Source organism: Microbacterium sp. NPDC055903 (assembly GCF_053615555.1).
In genome coordinates this window covers 86,840-103,847 of the sequence record NZ_JBSHCA010000003.1, presented here as the reverse complement: position 1 = coordinate 103,847, position 17,008 = coordinate 86,840, and the positions used below count along the sequence as shown (strand labels likewise).

Sequence of the window (17,008 nt, the reverse complement as noted above, 5' to 3'; positions counted from 1 at the left end):
CCAGTCACGCAGAGAGGGATCCGATGACCGTCCGTCGCGCATTGCTCGACCGTGCAGGGCACCTCCGCGATCAGCCAGGGATGCTCGAGGCGCTGCGCGCCTCCGAAGACGTCCGCGTGGTCGTGGTCCGTGACGGCCGGGCCCAGATCGAGGACGACCGGCTCGTGCTCGTCAGCCCCGCCGAGGCCGGAGATGATGCCGAGTGGGCACTGCTCGGGCGTCTCGCAGACGGTACACCCCTGCTCGTCGCGGTGATCCCCGACATCGACGAGTCGATCGATGCCGCGCCCGATGAGACCTGGGCCGGTGTGCGCGACAGCGCTGCACTGGATCCGCTGCACACCGAGATCCTCGTGGAATCGATCGCGCTGGCCGGCTGGCTGCGGGACGCCCGCTTCTGCCCGACGTGCGGAGGCCGTACCGAGCTGCGCCAGTGCGGATGGTCGCGTCGCTGCCTCGAATGCGATCGGGAGCACTTCCCGCGCACGGACCCGGCCGTCATCGTCGCGGTGGAGTCCGAGGACGGGGAGCGACTGCTCCTCGGCGCGAACGCGCAGTGGCGAGGGCGGATGTACTCCTGTTTCGCGGGGTTCGTCGAGGCGGGCGAGTCCCTCGAGGCCACGGTGCATCGCGAGCTGAAGGAGGAGTCCGGCGTCTCGGTGTCGTCGCTGCGGTACGTCTCCTCGCAGGCGTGGCCGTACCCCCGATCGCTGATGGTCGGATTCCGCGCGACCGCTGCGGAGGATCGTCAGGCGCGCCCTGATGGTGAGGAGATCATCGACGTGCGGTGGTTCACGCGCGACGAGATCGCCACGGCGCTCGCGGGAGAGGGGCCGGTCGGGCTTCCCGGCCCCGCCTCGATCGCCAGGTCGCTCATCATCGACTGGTACGAGACCGAGCCCAGCGGGACGACGTGAGCGCACTCGACGCGCTCGATGAACGTCAGCGCGAGGCGGCGTCGATCCTGCGAGGCCCCGTCGTCGTGCTCGCCGGAGCAGGCACGGGCAAGACCAGGGTGATCACCCATCGCATCGCCCACGGAGTCGACACCGGCGCGTACTCGCCGTCGCGGGTGATGGCCGTGACCTTCACCGCCAAAGCCGCCGGGGAGCTCCGCGGACGGTTGCGCGCACTCGGTGTCGAGGGCGTCGCGGCACGGACGTTCCATGCCGCGGCGCTGGCGCAGCTGAACTTCTTCTGGCCGACGATCGCCGGTTCGCCGGCGCCGAGCATCGTGGACAACAAAGTGCGTCTGCTCGGGCAGGCGGCGGATGCGCTGCGGCTCCGACCGGATCGAGCGACCCTGCGGGACATCGCATCCGAGATCGAATGGCGCAAGGTCTCGATGCTGAGCATCGAGAAGCACGCCGATCTCGGGCGCCAGGTCAGCGGTGTGAGCGCGGAGCAGTTCATCGCGCTGCAGCGCGGCTACGAGGCGCTCAAGGATGAGCGGCATCAGCTGGATTTCGAGGACGTCCTGCTGGCGTGCGCGGGGATGCTCGAGGCCGAGCCCCGCGTCGCGGCATCCGTGCATGAGCAGTACCGGCACTTCACCGTCGATGAGTACCAGGACGTGTCGCCGTTGCAGAACAGACTCCTCGAGCTGTGGCTGGGCGACCGCCGGGACATCTGCGTGGTCGGTGACGCGAGTCAGACCATCTACTCCTTCGCGGGCGCCGATCAGCGGTATCTGCTCGAGTTCGAGCGACGGCATCCGGATGCCACCCTCGTGCGGCTGGAGACCAACTACCGCTCGCAGGCGCCGATCCTCAGCGCGGCGAACGCCCTGATGAAGGGGCGTGCGGGGGCGCTCGAGCTCGTCCCCGCGAGAGAGGCGCTCCAGGCGGAGTCGCCGACGGTGACGGCCTACGACTCGGAGACCGAGGAGGCGGCGGGGATCGCACGGGGGATCGCCGCGAAGATCGCCGACGGCGTGCCGGCATCCGATATCGCCGTGCTGTACCGCTCGCACGCGCAGTCCGCGGCGATCCTGCAGGCGCTCGCCGCGGAGGGGATCCCGGCGACCGTGCTCGGCGGGACCCGGTTCTTCGACATGCCAGAGGTCCGTCAGGCCGTGCTCGCCCTCCGCGGGGCCGCTGTGGCGCCGACCGAACGCGACTTCCTCTCGAACGTGCGCAAGGTGCTGCGCGAGCTCGGCCTGAGCGACGAGCCGCCTGCCGCCGGCGGCGCGCAGCGCGACGGATGGGAGGCGAGGAGCACTCTGCTCCGGTTGGCCGAGGAAGCAGCGCCGGGGACAACCCTGCGCTCCTTCAGCGATGCCCTCATGGCCCGCGCCAAGGATCAGCACGAGCCCACCATGCGCACCGTCACGCTGTCGACGCTGCACGCGGCGAAGGGCCTCGAATGGCCGCATGTCCACTTGGCGGGATGGGCGGAGGGGTCGCTCCCCATCTCCTACGCCACCGGCTTCGAAGCCATCGACGAGGAACGGCGGCTCGCCTACGTCGGCGTCACCAGGGCCGGTCGCACGCTCACGCTGTCCTGGTCTCGGGCCGCGGGACGGGGCGAGCGCGCACCGTCGCGTTTTCTGGCCGAGATCGGGACGACCACCCGCGGCACCGGCATTCTGCGTGAAACCTCACCTGGCGCCACGCAGGGCGCTCGCCGCCGCTGACCCATCCCATCCGGCCTCCCGGTTCCGGGTCGCGCAGCAGACGCTCGACGAGTCGGGCGGCATCGCCGACATCGAGCCGGGTGACGGCGGTCGCCGTGCGCGCGATCAGCTGGCTGTGCAGCAGGGGCCAGTCGGTGTCCTTGTCGCGCTCGTGGGCTTCGAAACAGGCCAGACACGGCGTCGTACCCGGCAGGACGAGCGGGCCGGCCACGATTCTTCCCGGTTCGAAAGCGACGGGTAGGTGGGCGATGTCGGCCGAGACGAGCGACTGGACCTGCACAGCCGCCACCGCACCGTGCACCAGCAGCACGCAGACCGATGATGCGTCGCCATGCGGGGCGGCGGGGACGAGGAGATCGGCGAGGTCGTCGCGCATCCAGCCGCTCACGCGCGAATCGGCGAAGTGGGCCGTCTCCACCCACGCGGCCGCCGGGGCGGGGCCATCGGTGCGCAGCAGCGGGCGCACCTCATCCAGCAGGGCGCGCGCGGCATCCCGCGGTGCTCCGAGACCGTGCGCGATGAGGTCGAACGAGGCGATCGGGATGCCGCGCGCGAGCCGAGCGATGAGCGGCTCCACCCATGGCTCGACGGCTCTCACACGGAGCGAACCGCGAAGCCCCAGCTGAATGGTGTCGGCGTCGCGCCAGAGCGGCGTGTGGATGGTGTCGATCCTGGTGAGCGGAGGAGAAGAGCGGGGCATGCCCCGATTCTGCTCGGGGAGGGCGCGGCGCGGGGGAGATCCGCGCTATCCGTGAACAACTCTGCTCGGCGGGTTCCCTGTGCAGGCCGGGTCAGACCGGCGTCTCGCCGCCCCGCGGATCGTCGTCGCTGCTCTCCTCGGTGCCCCCGCCCTGAGTGCCGCCGAAGTCGTCACCGTTCAACAGCCGTGCCAGTGCCTCGTCGAACTCGTCCGCCGCGGGCTCCTCGCCCCTGGCGGTCGCCTGCAGGCGGGCGATGAGCGCGGCCGGGTCGTCGATGTCGGCCGCCGCGGGCATGAGGTCGGGGTAGTCCCAGAGCGCATCCCTCGCGGCGACGCCGACGGCATCCGTGACGCTGCGCCACATGGCGGCCGCCTCGCGGAGCCTGCGCGGACGAAGCTTCAGACCGACGAGGGCGCCCAGGGCGTCCTCGGCCGGTCCGCCCACCGCCCGGCGGCGACGAGCGGCCTCGGCCAGGCGCACGCCGTCGGGGAGGCGCGACGTCGCCTCGGAGGTCACGACATCCACCCACCCGTCGACGAGGGCGATGACGTGCTCGAGACGTCCCAGCGCCTCGCGTTGAGCCTCGGTCTGTGCCGGCAGGAGCGCGCCGCCCTCGATCGCGGCGCGCAGCTCCTCGGGGTTGGAGGGATCCAGTCGGCTGGCCACGTCCTCGAGCGCCTCGACGTCCACCGTGACGCCCCGCGCGAAGTCGGTGATCTGACTCATCACCTGCAGATGCAGCCACTTGGCGTGCCGATACAGCCGTGCGTACGCCAGCTCCCGCGTCGCGAGATACAGCGCGATCTGATCGGCCGGGATCTCGAGACCCTCCCCGAACGCCGACAGGTTCTGCGGGATCACGGCGGCGGCCCCCGCGGGAAGAACCGGGATGCCGACATCGCCGCCGGAGACGACCTCCAGCGACAGATTGCCCAGCACCTGTCCGAACTGCGCGGCGAACACGGAGCTGCCCAGGCCCCGCATGAGTCTGCCGGCGCCCTGGACCACGCCGCGCATGTCGTCGGGGACCTGGCTGTCCAGCGCCGTCATCAGCGCGTCGGCGATGCTCGTCGAGACGGGTTCGGCGATCTCCTTCCACACCGGGAGCGTCTGCTCGACCCATTCGCCCCTGGTCATCGCGCGCGGGGCCTCCGAGAGCTCCGAGATGGTGGTGGCCTCTCCCAGCCACAGGTTCGCCAGGCCGAAGGCATCCGACAGCGATGCTCTCGACGTCTCCGTGATGCCCTGACCGTCACGGTTGGCGATGTGCTGCGCCTGACGGAGTGTGTTCTGCCAGGGATCGGAGCCGAAGGCCCCCTGGAGCTGGGACATCATCGCCTGCAGCATCGCCGGGTCGAGCTGCATGCCGTCCGCGCCGCCGAGGGCGTTCTGGAGCGCGCCGAGGTCGAAGTCGCCGGCGCCCGCGCCCGACATCATCTTGCGGATGAACTCCTGGAAGTCCTCCGGTGTGGGGTCGTTGTCTGCCATGTCGATCGCCCTCTCAGCACGCCGATAGCCGTCTCCGTCTACGCTAGTCACAGCATCCCGCGGAGGACGCGGCGGCGAGCAGATCGCTGTACGCCACTCGCGAACGACGGAGGAGATCCTGTGAGTCAGCACCGCGTGCGCGCGCGTCTCGGAGTGGGCGTCTGGGCGCTCGTGGTGGCGCTGATCGCTCTCGTCGTGCTGACGTTCCTCCCCACCCCGTACGTGATCCAGCAGCCGGGGCCGGTGTACGACACGCTCGGGACGGCGGCCGGCGCCGATGACGAGCAGGTGCCGCTCATCGAGATCGAGGGAGCGGAGACGTTCGAGACGGCCGGCTCGCTCAATCTCACCACCGTGCAGGTGGTCGGCAACCGTCAGCGCACGCCGAGCTGGTTCGAGCTCGCGCTGGCGTGGACGGATCGCTCGCGCGCGGTCGTGCCGATCGAGCAGGTGTTCCCCGAGGGAGTGACCACCGAGGAGCGCGACGAGCGCAACGCGGTGCTCATGGTCGACTCCCAGCACGAGGCGACGGCGGCGGCCCTTCAGGAGCTGGGCTACGACACCGGCGCGAGCGTCGAGGTCGTGCAGATCGTGGAGGACAGCCCGGCGGAGGGCGTGCTGCAGGCGGGCGACGTGATCACCACGATCGACGGCGCGGCGGTCGTCTCGGGCAAGCAGCTCCGCCAGGCCATCCAGGACGCGGAGGGCGCCGAGGTCGAGCTGGGTGTCCAGCGCGCGGGGGAGGACATGCTCGTCGGTCTCGAGCCGGAGAAGGCCACGGCGGACGACGGAACGACGACCTGGCTCATCGGCATCACGCTCACCACCGAGTACGACTTCCCGATCGACATCACCATCCAGCTGGACAACGTCGGAGGGCCGAGCGCAGGCATGATGTTCGCGCTCGGCATCATCGATCAGCTCACCGAGGGCGAGCTGACGGGCGGCGAGGACATCGCAGGCACGGGGACGATCGAGTCCGACGGAACGGTCGGCCCCATCGGCGGGATCCGGCAGAAGCTCTACGGCGCCAGAGACGCCGGCGCGGACTACTTCCTCGCGCCGGCCGCGAACTGCGACGAGGTCGTCGGTCACGTGCCGGACGGTCTGCAGGTCTTCTCGACCGCGACACTGGAGGACTCGCTGGGCATCCTCGACGCCATCGCCTCCGACGGCGACCTGGATGCTCTGCCGACGTGCACGAGCGCGGCGGCCGACGCGGGCTGATCAGCCGTCCCGCGCTCGCCGCTCACAGCGAACAGCCCAGCCCTCGTCCAGCCATCATGCCTAGGATGGCATGGTGACCACGACCTCAGCGCCGACACCGGCCACGCCCCGAACATCCCGACGCATCCTCACGATCACGCTGGTGATCCTCGCCGCGCTCGTCGCGGCGTTCTTCGTCTTCTCCTCGCTGTACACCGAGTTCCTCTGGTACGACCAGCTCACGTTCGCGAACGTGCTGACGACGCAGTGGATCGCCGCGGCGGTGATGTTCGTCGTCGGGTTCCTCGGTATGGCGATCCCGCTGTTCCTGACGATCCAGCTGGCGTACCGGCTGCGTCCTGTCTATGTGCGCCTCAGCTCGCAGCTGGACCGCTACCAGGAGGTCATCGAGCCGCTGCGCCGGCTGGCGATGTGGGGCATGCCGATCTTCTTCGGGCTGTTCGCCGGCTTCGCTGCTGCGGGCAACTGGCAGACCGTGCTGCTGTGGATGAACGGCACGGCGACCGGCACGACGGATCCCGAGTTCGGTCTCGACACCGGCTTCTACCTCTTCGCGATGCCGTTCTACTCGATCCTGCTCGCGTTCGTGTCCGCCGTGGTACTGCTGTGCCTCATCGTGACGGCGCTCGTGTCGTACCTGTACGGCTCGGTGCAGATCGGGCAGCGTGAGCTGCGCATCTCGAAGCCGGCGCGCATCCAGCTCGCCGTGCTGGCCGGGCTCTACCTCATCGTCCAGGCGGTCAGCCTGTGGCTGGACCGCTACAAGACGCTGATCACCGAGGAGGACCGCATCACCGGTGCGGCCTACACGAGCGTGAACGCCACCATCCCCGGTCTCGCGATCCTCTCGATCCTCGCCGCGGTCGTCGCGATCCTCTTCATCGTGACGGCGATCATCGGCCGCTGGCGCTTCCCGCTGGCCGCGACCGCGCTGCTCGTGGTCGCCTCGCTCGTCGTGGGCGTCGGCTACCCGTGGGTCGTCGAGACCTTCCAGGTGCGCCCGAACCAGAACAGCTTCCAGGCGGAGTACTACCAGCGCAACATCGACGGCACGAAGGCCGCCTACGATGTCGCCGACCTCGAGGTGACGCCCTTCGAGGCAGAGACGGATGCCGAGGCCGGCCAGCTCCGCGAGGATGCCGAGACCACCGCATCCATCCGTGTCGTGGACCCCGCCATCATCAGCCCGACCGTTCAGCAGTTGCAGCAGTACCGCGGCTACTACCAGTTCACCGACACCCTGGACGTCGACCGCTACGAGATCGACGGGGAGTCCCAGGACACCGTGGTCGCGGTCCGCGAGCTGAACATGCAGCAGCTCGGCGAGGGCAACAGCTGGAACAACCGCACGGCGGTGTACACGCACGGCTACGGCCTCGTCGCCGCAGCAGGCAACCAGCGCACCGCCGACGGCGAGCCGGTCTTCCTGGAGAGCGGCATCCCATCGTCCGGCTTCCTCACCGCCAGCGAGAACTTCCAGCCGCGCGTCTACTTCGGCGAGTACTCCCCGGAGTACTCGATCGTCGGAGCGCCCGAGGGCGACGATCCGGTGGAGATCGACTACCCGCGCGGTGAGGACGGCGCCAACGAGACGAAGACCACCTTCGACGGCGACGGCGGACCAAGCGTCGGCAACCTGTTCAACAAGCTGCTGTACGCGCTGAAGTTCCAGGAGGCTGAGATCCTCTTCTCCGACCTCGTGAACTCCGACTCGCAGATCCTCTACGACCGCAACCCGGCGGATCGCGTGCAGAAGGTCGCTCCGTACCTGACCATCGACAGCGACCCGTATCCCAGCGTGGTCGACGGTCGCATCGTCTGGATCGTGGACGGCTACACGACGAGCAACAGCTACCCGTACTCGACGAGCGTGAGCCTGGCGAGCGCGATCGCCGACTCGAACACCGCGCCGCCGAGCCTCGCGCTGGACGACATCAACTACATCCGCAACTCGGTGAAGGCCACCGTCGACGCCTATGACGGCTCGGTGACCCTGTACGCCTGGGATGAGGAGGATCCGATCCTCGAGGCATGGCAGAAGATCTACCCGACGTCCGTCGAGCCGATCAGCGAGATGTCGGCCGAGCTGATGAGCCACGTGCGGTATCCCACCGACCTGTTCAAGGTGCAGCGATCGATCCTCGGGGTCTACCACGTGGACGACGCGAACTCCTTCGCCCAGCAGGACAACCGCTGGCAGACGCCGAACGATCCGCGTAACGCCAACCAGCTTCAGCCGCCGTACTACCTGACGATGAAGATGCCTGGCCAGGACGACACGGCCTACTCGATGTTCTCGACATTCATCCCCGCATCCCAGGGCACGAACGAGCGGAACGTCCTCACCGGCTACCTCGCGGTCGATTCGGACGCCGGATCGACCGAGGGGGAGAAGGCCGAGGGCTACGGGAAGCTGAGGCTGCTCGAGATCGACACGGATGAGACCGTCCCGGGACCGGGGCAGATCCAGAACACCTTCAACTCGGATGCCGGTGTCGTGCAGCAGCTGAACCTGCTGCAGCAGGGTGAGTCCGAGGTCCAGTACGGAAACCTGCTCACGCTGCCCGTGGGCGGCGGTCTGCTCTACGTCCAGCCGGTGTACGTGCAGTCGTCCAGCGGAACGCAGCTGCCGCTGCTGCGGAAGGTCCTCGTGGCCTTCGGCGACAGCGTCGCCTTCGAGGACACGCTGACGGAAGCGCTCGATGCGCTCTTCGGCGGCGATGCCGGTGCGGACGGCGGCGACGAGGAAGTGCCCTCCGAACCGGGCACCGAGGAGCCGACGGATCCTGACACGGGGGAGACCCCTGAGGCCCCCGAGACGGATGCCGCAGCGGCTGCTCTCGCCGACGCGCGTCAGGCGATGCTCGACCGTGAAGCCGCTCTGAAGGAGGGCGACCTCGCCGCCTTCGCGGAGGCCGACGAGCGTCTCACCGCCGCCGTCGAGGCGCTCCTGGCGCTGGAGGACGAGGCTGCGGCCGAGTAGATCACGGCAGCAACGCAAGAGCGGGCGGGTCCGGACAGGACCCGCCCGCTCTTGCGTTCCGGCGCCTCGGGCCCGAGTTGCTCGCACCACATCACGGCAGCACAAACGAAGAAATCCCGGCCCTTTCGGACCGGGATTTCCTCGTTTTTTGTTGCGGGGACAGGATTTGAAGCCCAAGGCGCCCCTCCGGCCGCTGCTGCGCAGCGCACGGAGCCTCCGGCGACTCGGGGCCCGAGTTGCTCGCACCACATCACGGCAGCACAAACGAGGAAATCCCGGCCCTTTCGGACCGGGATTTCCTCGTTTTCTGTTGCGGGGACAGGATTTGAACCTGCGACCTCCGGGTTATGAGCCCGGCGAGCTACCGAACTGCTCCACCCCGCGGCACAAGAAGTTAGCTTAGCACGGATTCTGAGTCGTGTCACATCGGGGCAGGATGCGCGAAGATGAGGGCATGTCCCTCGTCGTCGCCGTGTGCCAGTTCGCCCCGACATCCTCCCGCGAGGACAACCGTGCTCGCATCGCGGAGATCACGGCGGAGGCCGCCGCACGAGGCGCACGGCTCGTCGTCTTTCCGGAGTACTCCAGCTACTTCGTCGATCCGATGGATGCCTCTTTGGCAGCGAACGCCGAGGATCTCGCCGGCGCGTTCGTCCACGCCCTCCGGCAGACGGCGACTGCGCATGGCGTCACGATCGTCGCGGGCATGGTGGAATCGGCGGGGGAGCGGGTGCGCAACACGCTGGTGGCGGTCGATGCCGACGGCATCCGCGCCGTCTATCGCAAGCAGCACCTCTATGACGCCTTCGGGCAGACCGAATCGGATTGGATCGAACCCGGCTCCCTCGGAGCGGCGGAGACCTTCGAGATCGGCGGGCTGCGTCTGGGCATGATGACCTGCTACGACCTGCGCTTCCCCGAGGTGGCGCGCACCCTCGTCGATGCCGGCGTCGACGCGATCGTCGTGCCCGCGGAGTGGGTGAGGGGCCCGCTCAAGGAGCACCACTGGACGACCCTGCTCGCCGCTCGCGCCATCGAGAGCACGGCCTACGTCATCGCTGCGGATCATCCGGCTCCGGTGGGCGTCGGGCGCTCACAGATCATCGACCCGCAGGGCATCGTGTTGGCCGGGCTCGCGAGCCATGAGGGGATCGCGCTCGCAGAACTGGACGTCGCGGAGATCGCTCGCGTCAGGGAGGTCAATCCCGCCCTTCGGCTGCGCCGCTACCGCGTCGTGCAGGCCTGACCGTCTGACATCGACGAGCGCTCAGAACGCGGCGGCCAGCCGCTGCGCCGCTTCCTCGATCACCTCGACGCGCTTGCAGGCGGCGAACCTCACCAATCCGGCGTAGTCGGCGGTGTGATCGGCGCTGACGAAGGCGCTGAGAGGGATCGCCACGACGCCCGCTCGCTCCGGCAGGGCACGGCAGAAGGCGGCGGAGTCCGCACCGCCTCTGGAAGCGGCGTCGGCGACCGTGAAGTACCCGCCCTGTGGCGAGAACACCTCGAAGCCCGCCGCCCGCAGCCCGCGACCCAGCACCTCGTGCTTGCGCTGCAGCGTCCGCGCGGACTCCTCGAAGAACGCATCCGGCAACCCGAGGCCGACCGCGACGGCGGGCTGGAACGGTGAGCCGTTCACATAGGTGAGGTACTGCTTGACGGTCAGCACCGCGGTGATGAGCGCGGACGGTCCGTGGATCCAGCCGATCTTCCATCCCGTGACCGAGAACGTCTTGCCGGCCGAGGAGATCGTCAGGGTCCGCTCCGCCGCCCCGGGCAGGGTGGCGATCGGCCGGTGGACGCCGTCGAAGACGAGATGCTCGTAGACCTCGTCGGTGACGATGACGGCGTCGTGCCGTTCGGCGAGACGCACGATCTCCGTCTGCACGTCGGCGGAGAACACCGCCCCCGTCGGATTGTGAGGGTCGTTCACGAGGATGATCCGCGTGCGGTCGGTGACGGCATCCGCGAGCACCTCGAGATCGGGCTGGAAGTCCGGAAGGCGCAGCGGGACGGTCCGCAGGCGCGCACCCGCCAGCGCGACCGCGGCGGCGTAGGAGTCGTAGTACGGCTCGAAGACGACGACCTCGTCATCGGGCGAGTCGATGAGCGCCAGCAGCGTCGCCGTCAGAGCCTCCGTCGCGCCTGCCGTCACGATGACCTCGGTCGCCGGGTCCACGGCCAGCCCGTAGAAGCGCCGCTGATGCTCGCCGATCGCGTCCAGGAGCACGGGCATGCCGCGGCCGGGCGGGTACTGGTTGACGCCGTCGGCGATGGCCCTCCTGGCAGCGTCCAGCACCCCGGCGGGGCCGTCCTCGTCCGGGAACCCCTGCCCCAGGTTGATCGAGCCGGTCCGAGCCGCGGCGGCCGACATCTCTGCGAAGATCGTCGGAGCCACTTCGCCGTCGGCGGAGAGCAGCCCCGCTCCGGATGCCGTGCGGCGCCACGCGCCGGGGATGTCTCTCATGCAGAACAGGCTAAGGCCATAACCGACGCTCACCTCAGCCATAACAAACACACAGGGAGCACAGGCAGTCTGAAGGGGCGTTGTTGAAGGAGCACACCATGAACGAAGACAACATCCCCGCCACCGGGGAGACCCCCGCAGAGCAGTCCGCCACCGCCGCGCCGCTGAGCGGACACGACGTTCCGCAGACCTTCGCCTCGACACCCGCTCCTGCGGCGTCGCAGCCGCAGGCCGATTCCGCCGTCCCGCCCGTGCCCGTGCACAACGCGGCACCGGCGTTCACGCCGCCGGTCGCGCCCGTCGCGCAGCCGCAGCCAGGGCCGCAGACGGCCCCCGCCGTGCACGGCGCCGCCTTCGGCCCTGCCGCAGGGCACGCGCCGGCCGATCAGCCGACGCTCCCGCTCGGAGCGACGGCTCCGATCGCCCCGGTCGTCCCCCTCGCCGCCACCGAGACAAAGGATCGCAAGGGCGTCGGCGCCAGCAAGGTGGCGGCCATCATCGTCGCGGCAGCCCTTGTCGGCGGCATCGCCGGATTCGGCGGCAGCTACCTCGGCTCGACCCTGTGGCCCCAGCCCTTCTCGAGCTCCGCAGAAGGGCCGAGCACCGTGACGGTGAACAACCCGGATGACGTCAACGCGACCACCGCTGTCGCCGCGAAGACGCTGCCCTCCGTCGTCACGATCGAGGTCGTCGGCTCCAGCGAGTCGGGCAGCGGCTCCGGTGTCATCCTCAGCGACGACGGCTACGTCCTGACCAACACCCACGTCGTGACGCTCGGCGGCGCGGTCGCCGACCCGACGATCCGCGTCACGACCTCGGACGGGCACATCTATTCGGCGACGATCGTCGGCACCGACCCGATCTACGACCTCGCCGTCATCAAGCTCACCGACGCCTCGGGGCTCACCCCCATCGAGATCGCGGACTCGTCCGAGCTCAACGTCGGCGCGACCGCGGTCGCGGTCGGCGCGCCGCTGGGGCTCGCGAACTCGGTCACCACGGGGATCATCTCGTCCCTCAACCGCTCGATTCAGATCGCGTCCTCCGCCCTGCCCGATTCCGCTCAGCAGGACTCCGATCAGGGCGAGGGAGATTCCGAGGACGGCGGACCGTACCAGTTCGACATCCCCGGTCAGTCGCAGCAGCAGACCAGCGGCGAGAGCATCTCGATCGCCGTGATCCAGACCGATGCGGCGATCAACCCAGGTAACTCCGGCGGTGCGCTCGTGAACGCGGACGGCGAGCTGATCGGCATCAACGTCGCGATCGCGACGGCGTCGAGCTCGGAGGAGTCGGGATCCATCGGCGTCGGCTTCGCCATCCCCTCCAACGTCGCCGAGCGCGTCGCGAACGAGATCATCGAGACGGGATCCGCCACCCATGGCCTGCTCGGCGCATCGGTGCGGGACGCGGCGAGCGACGCGGATGCCTCGATCGCCGGCGCCTACATCGCCGAGGTCACCCCTGGCGGCGCGGCCGAGGCGGCCGGGCTCGAGGCCGACGACATCGTCACCGAGTTCAACGGGGCGCCGATCACCAGCGCGAGCGATCTCACCGCCCAGGTGCGCGCCGCCGCCGCCGGCAGCAGCGCGACCGTCACCTACGTCAGAGAGGGCAAGACCTACGAGATGGAGGTCGAGCTCGGCGAGCTCGTTCTCTGACCGTCGACCGGCCCCCACGCCGTACAGGCCAGACGGAGGACGCCACCCCGCGCGATAGGCTCGCGGGGTGGCGTCCTTCTCTTTCGGCACCGGCAACGCGGCCAAGCTGATCCGCATCCCGGTGTACGTCGCCGGACGCGCAGCCGCCCTGTTCGTGCGGCGCGGGTCGCGCTGGGTGTTCGGCTGCGGCGCGGGGATCGGCGACGGCGCGCTCGCCCTCTGGCGCGTGGCGACGGCGGCCGGTCACGACGCCGTCTGGCTGACCTCGTCGGTCCGGGACGAGGAGGACGCGGCGGCGCTCGGCATCCCCACGATCCGCAAGGACGGCCTGCGCGGATGGTGGGCGACCGCCCGTGCGGGAGTGCTGGTCGTCACTCATGGCTTCGGCGACGTCAATCGCTACGGAGGATCCGGCGGATTCACCGTCCAGCTCTGGCACGGCATCCCGCTCAAGCGCATCGGCCTGGACTCGCCGGCCACGACGCAGGTGCCGTCCGTGCCCGGTGCCGCGGTGCTGCGGCGCGTCGTCGCCGCGCTCTTTCGTTCGACGGCCCGCCGCATCCGCGTGCTCCCCGCCGCCTCCGAGCGTGCACGGGGACGGCTGGAGTCGGCCTTCGGCCTCAGCGGTGAGCGCGTGATCGTCACCGGCGAACCGCGTGTGGACGTGCTCTCCGCCGGATCCGCGCAGAGCCGCCGAGACGCGGCCGTGGCCATGCTCGACCGCGCGGCCGGTGCTGTGCCGGAGGGTGCAAAGCGGGTGCTGTACGCTCCCACCTGGCGCGACGGCGCCCCGGATCCCGCCATCCCCGATGCCGCCGAGTGGGTGCGCATCATCACCGCCCTCGAGCGACACGACGCGGTGCTCTACATCCGCTCGCATCCGCTCGGCGAGGGGGGATACGCGTCGCCCATCCCCACGAGCAGGGTGCGGATGCTCGGCAGCGGCATCCTCAGGGACGTCACGCCGGCGCTCGCCGCGATGGACGTGCTCGTGACCGACTACTCCTCGCTGGCGTACGACGTCGGCCTCATCGACATGCCGGTCGTGCACCTCGTCCCCGACGCCGAGGAGTATGCACGCACCAGAGGGTTCTACGGGACGCTCGACGAGGTCACCGGCGGCGAGCACGTCGACGACTGGGGCGGAGCGGTCGAGCTCCTCTCCGGCATCCTCGACGATGACGAGGTGCGGACGAGGTTCCGCGCCCGATCCGCGGAACTCAGTGCGCGGATGCACGCCTTCCGCGACGGGCGGGCCGCGCATCGTGTCTATCAGGCGATCCGCTCGCGGGGCATCCCCGCGCCGAAAGGAGCAGCATGACCACCGTCGTCATCGACGGGGCGCGCCTCGTCGTCTCCGGGACAGGCCCGAGGCCCGCCGGTGCCGTGCTCGAAGGACCGCGTGCCGGCGTCGACGCGAGGATGACGGGCGGAGGCAAGACCTGGAAGGCCTCGTTCGAGCTGCATCTCTCGCGCTTCGGCGGACCTGCGCTGCCCCTGCCGTCCGGGGAGTACGCATTGCGCATCGATGGAGCGGACCTCTCGGCGCTCCGGATCGACAGGACTGTGACGGCGGGCCTCGGCATCGCTGTCGACGGTGCATCGGTCACGATCGACCCGCCGCTCGACGACGCCCACCGAACGCCGGAGGGGCGCTCGGTGCTCGAGGAACGCTATGCGACAGCACCGGGCGGGACGGAGAACGCGGTGTTCTTCGAGAGCTTCTACGGTCACAGCGCAGGATGCAACCCCGGCGCCATCGACCGGGAGCTCGCCCGACGCGCACCGGGCGTCATCCGGTACTGGAGCGTGGCGGATCTCTCCGTGGTGGTACCGGAGGGCGCGATCGCGGTGGTCGATGGCACTCCGGAGTGGTGGCGCGCGCGGGCGGGGGCGCGGTTGCTCGTCGTGAACGACTGGCTGCGCCGGCGCTTCGCCCGCAAGCCGGGTCAGAAGGTGCTGCAGACGTGGCATGGAACACCGCTGAAGCGTCTGGCACTGCACCGGCCCGGTTTCGACCCGAGGCGGATGGCTGCCGTCGTCAAGGAGTCCAGGCGCTGGGACGTGCTGCTCGCCCAGAACCCCTACTCGGAGCGCATCCTTCGCAAGGCCTACGCGTTCTTCGGCAAGCCGATCTGGCTGGACGGCTATCCCCGCAACGACGTCCTCACGACGGGGGACGGTGCGACCGTGCGGGCCGCGCTCGGCATCGGCGCGGGGGAGAAGGTCCTGCTGTACGCCCCGACCTGGCGCGACGATCGTGACGAGATGGTGGACTTCATCGACCTCGAGCGTCTGGCGGAGGATGCGGATGCCGTGGTGCTCGTGCGCGGGCACTCCCGGACCTTCCGGCCGGGCCGCGATCGCTCCGGCGCTCGCGTCATCGACGTGACCGGCTACCCGCAGACCGCAGAGCTCCTGCTCGCGTCAGACGCTCTCATCACGGACTACTCCTCCGTCATGTTCGATTTCAGCGTCACGGGCAAGCCCATGTACTTCCTCGTGCCGGACCTCGAGCACTACCGCGGCCGGCTCAGAGGCTTCTACTTCGACCTTGCGGAGCGGGCCCCAGGGCCGTTGCTGAAGACGCAGGAAGAGCTCACCGCAGCGCTCGCCGATCCGGATGTCACCCCGCGCTACGCGCAGCGCTACGCGGCATGGCGGCGTCAGTTCAACGCGCGCGACGACGGCGCGGCAGCAGAGCGCGTGGTCTCGCGCATCCTCGACCTCGGGTACCTCATCGCCCGTTGAGAGGCGCCGAGCCTCAGGGAAGCGGGGTGTTCCTCGTGCCCAGGCGCGAGGCGTCAACGGTGTCCCGCGCGCCGCGCAGGACACCGCCGAGGAAGCCGACGCCCCACGAGACGTGCATGGTGGGCAGTACGACGAGCGTCCAGAGGCGCTCCCTCATGCTGCGCCCCGGGGTGAGAGCCATGGCGGCGACCAGCAGCACGTAGGCGATCAGCGGCAGGTAGGCGGCCGATGCGATGACGGCGGCGAGGCCGCCGATGACGCCGGTGAGCTGGAGGACGGCGACGATGACGGCGACGATCAGGTTGAGCACGAGCGCGGGCGGGGCGAAGAAGCGCAGGCCGTTGCGCCGCCCGTACCGGCGGACCAGCTCGCCGCGCCAGGCACCGGTCGCCCTGAACTGCCGCGCCAGGCGCAGCCAGCTCTCCCTCGGCCAGTAGGTCACCGCGAGGTCGGGGTCGAACCACACGCGGTGGCCGGCCTGCCTGATCCGCAGGTTCAGCTCCCAGTCCTCGCCGCGGCGGATGGACTCGTCGAAGAGTCCGACCTCGTCGAGCACGTCGCGGCGCATCACGCCGAGGTACGCCGACTCCGCCTCGCCCTCGCGTGCTCCGCCGTGATAGGCACCGCCGCCGAGACCGATGGGGGAGTTGTACGCCCAGGCGACCGCCTTCTGGAACGGCGTGCGACCCTCGGCGTGCATCACTCCGCCGACGTTGGCCGACGCGGTGCGATCGAGCGTCTCCAGCGCCCTGACGGCGTAGCCTGCGGAGAGCTCGGAGTGCGCGTCCACGCGCACGATCGTGTCGAACCGTCCCGCCCGGATCGCCGCGTTCAGCCCCACCGGGATGTGCGCTGCCGGATTGTCGACCAGTCGGATGCGCGGATCGCGCGCGGCGAGCTCCTGCGCGAGCGCGGTCGTGCCGTCGGTGGACGGGCCGAGGGCGAGGACGAGCTCGGATTCGCCTGGCACATCCTGGGCGAGCACCGATTCCACGGCGTGTTCGAGGTACGCGACCTCGTTGAGCACGGGCATGACGAAGGTGACACCGCGAGAAGGTGTTGTCGTTTCGTTGTCATGCACCCCCCGATCATGTC

The 17,008-nt window shown here is 69.7% G+C and carries 11 protein-coding genes and 1 tRNA gene; 8 read left to right on the top strand and 4 right to left on the bottom strand.

Annotated features, from left to right (window positions below):
* Positions 1-23 precede the first annotated feature (23 nt).
* Positions 24-917 (top strand): NAD(+) diphosphatase, encoded by an 894-nt coding sequence (gene nudC, locus ACWGJP_RS14300; protein ID WP_452330471.1) that lies wholly within the window; start codon positions 24-26, stop codon positions 915-917.
* On the top strand, positions 914-2,635 hold the full coding sequence (locus ACWGJP_RS14295; protein WP_452330470.1) for an ATP-dependent helicase: 1,722 nt from the start codon (positions 914-916) through the stop codon (positions 2,633-2,635). The genes nudC and ACWGJP_RS14295 overlap by 4 nt, the downstream gene beginning before the upstream one ends.
* Positions 2,636-3,426: 791 nt before the next feature.
* Here ACWGJP_RS14295 and ACWGJP_RS14290 read toward each other — a convergent pair.
* A complete protein-coding gene (locus ACWGJP_RS14290) occupies positions 3,427-4,824 on the bottom strand; it encodes a zinc-dependent metalloprotease (RefSeq protein WP_452330469.1) in 1,398 nt (465 codons plus the stop codon).
* 120 nt (positions 4,825-4,944) lie between these two features.
* Between ACWGJP_RS14290 and ACWGJP_RS14285 the strand changes: the two genes are divergently transcribed.
* Together ACWGJP_RS14285 and ACWGJP_RS14280 are read left to right on the top strand one after the other, a co-directional pair.
* On the top strand, positions 4,945-6,051 hold the full coding sequence (locus ACWGJP_RS14285) for a YlbL family protein (RefSeq protein ID WP_452330468.1): 1,107 nt from the start codon (positions 4,945-4,947) through the stop codon (positions 6,049-6,051).
* 70 nt (positions 6,052-6,121) lie between these two features.
* On the top strand, positions 6,122-9,034 hold the full coding sequence (locus tag ACWGJP_RS14280) for a UPF0182 family membrane protein (RefSeq protein WP_452330467.1): 2,913 nt from the start codon (positions 6,122-6,124) through the stop codon (positions 9,032-9,034).
* 310 nt (positions 9,035-9,344) lie between these two features.
* Here ACWGJP_RS14280 and ACWGJP_RS14275 read toward each other — a convergent pair.
* Positions 9,345-9,418: transfer RNA gene (locus ACWGJP_RS14275), tRNA-Met, on the bottom strand.
* Positions 9,419-9,488: 70 nt separating this feature from the next.
* Between ACWGJP_RS14275 and ACWGJP_RS14270 the strand changes: the two genes are divergently transcribed.
* Positions 9,489-10,280 carry a carbon-nitrogen hydrolase family protein gene (locus tag ACWGJP_RS14270; RefSeq protein ID WP_452330466.1) on the top strand — a complete coding sequence of 264 codons (792 nt, stop codon included), beginning with the start codon at positions 9,489-9,491 and terminating at the stop codon, positions 10,278-10,280.
* A 21-nt stretch (positions 10,281-10,301) separates the two neighbouring features.
* Here ACWGJP_RS14270 and ACWGJP_RS14265 read toward each other — a convergent pair whose 3' ends face one another.
* Positions 10,302-11,501: an aminotransferase class I/II-fold pyridoxal phosphate-dependent enzyme gene (locus tag ACWGJP_RS14265; RefSeq protein ID WP_452330465.1), complete on the bottom strand. Its 1,200-nt coding sequence runs from the start codon at positions 11,499-11,501 to the stop codon at positions 10,302-10,304.
* Positions 11,502-11,599: 98 nt separating this feature from the next.
* On the opposite strand from ACWGJP_RS14265, the gene ACWGJP_RS14260 reads away from it, so the two are divergent.
* From ACWGJP_RS14260 to ACWGJP_RS14250, 3 genes are all read left to right on the top strand, one after another.
* Entirely contained in the window at positions 11,600-13,162 is a 1,563-nt protein-coding gene (locus tag ACWGJP_RS14260) for a trypsin-like peptidase domain-containing protein (RefSeq protein ID WP_452330464.1), read from the top strand.
* Positions 13,163-13,229: 67 nt separating this feature from the next.
* On the top strand, positions 13,230-14,483 hold the full coding sequence (locus ACWGJP_RS14255; protein WP_452330463.1) for a CDP-glycerol glycerophosphotransferase family protein: 1,254 nt from the start codon (positions 13,230-13,232) through the stop codon (positions 14,481-14,483).
* Positions 14,480-15,913, top strand: coding sequence for a CDP-glycerol glycerophosphotransferase family protein (locus ACWGJP_RS14250; protein ID WP_452330462.1), 1,434 nt, complete (start codon positions 14,480-14,482; stop codon positions 15,911-15,913). Before ACWGJP_RS14255 ends, ACWGJP_RS14250 begins: the two co-directional genes overlap by 4 nt.
* A gap of 13 nt (positions 15,914-15,926) precedes the next feature.
* Here ACWGJP_RS14250 and ACWGJP_RS14245 read toward each other — a convergent pair whose 3' ends face one another.
* A complete protein-coding gene (locus ACWGJP_RS14245; protein ID WP_452330842.1) occupies positions 15,927-16,946 on the bottom strand; it encodes a glycosyltransferase family 2 protein in 1,020 nt (339 codons plus the stop codon).
* Positions 16,947-17,008: the final 62 nt, after the last annotated feature.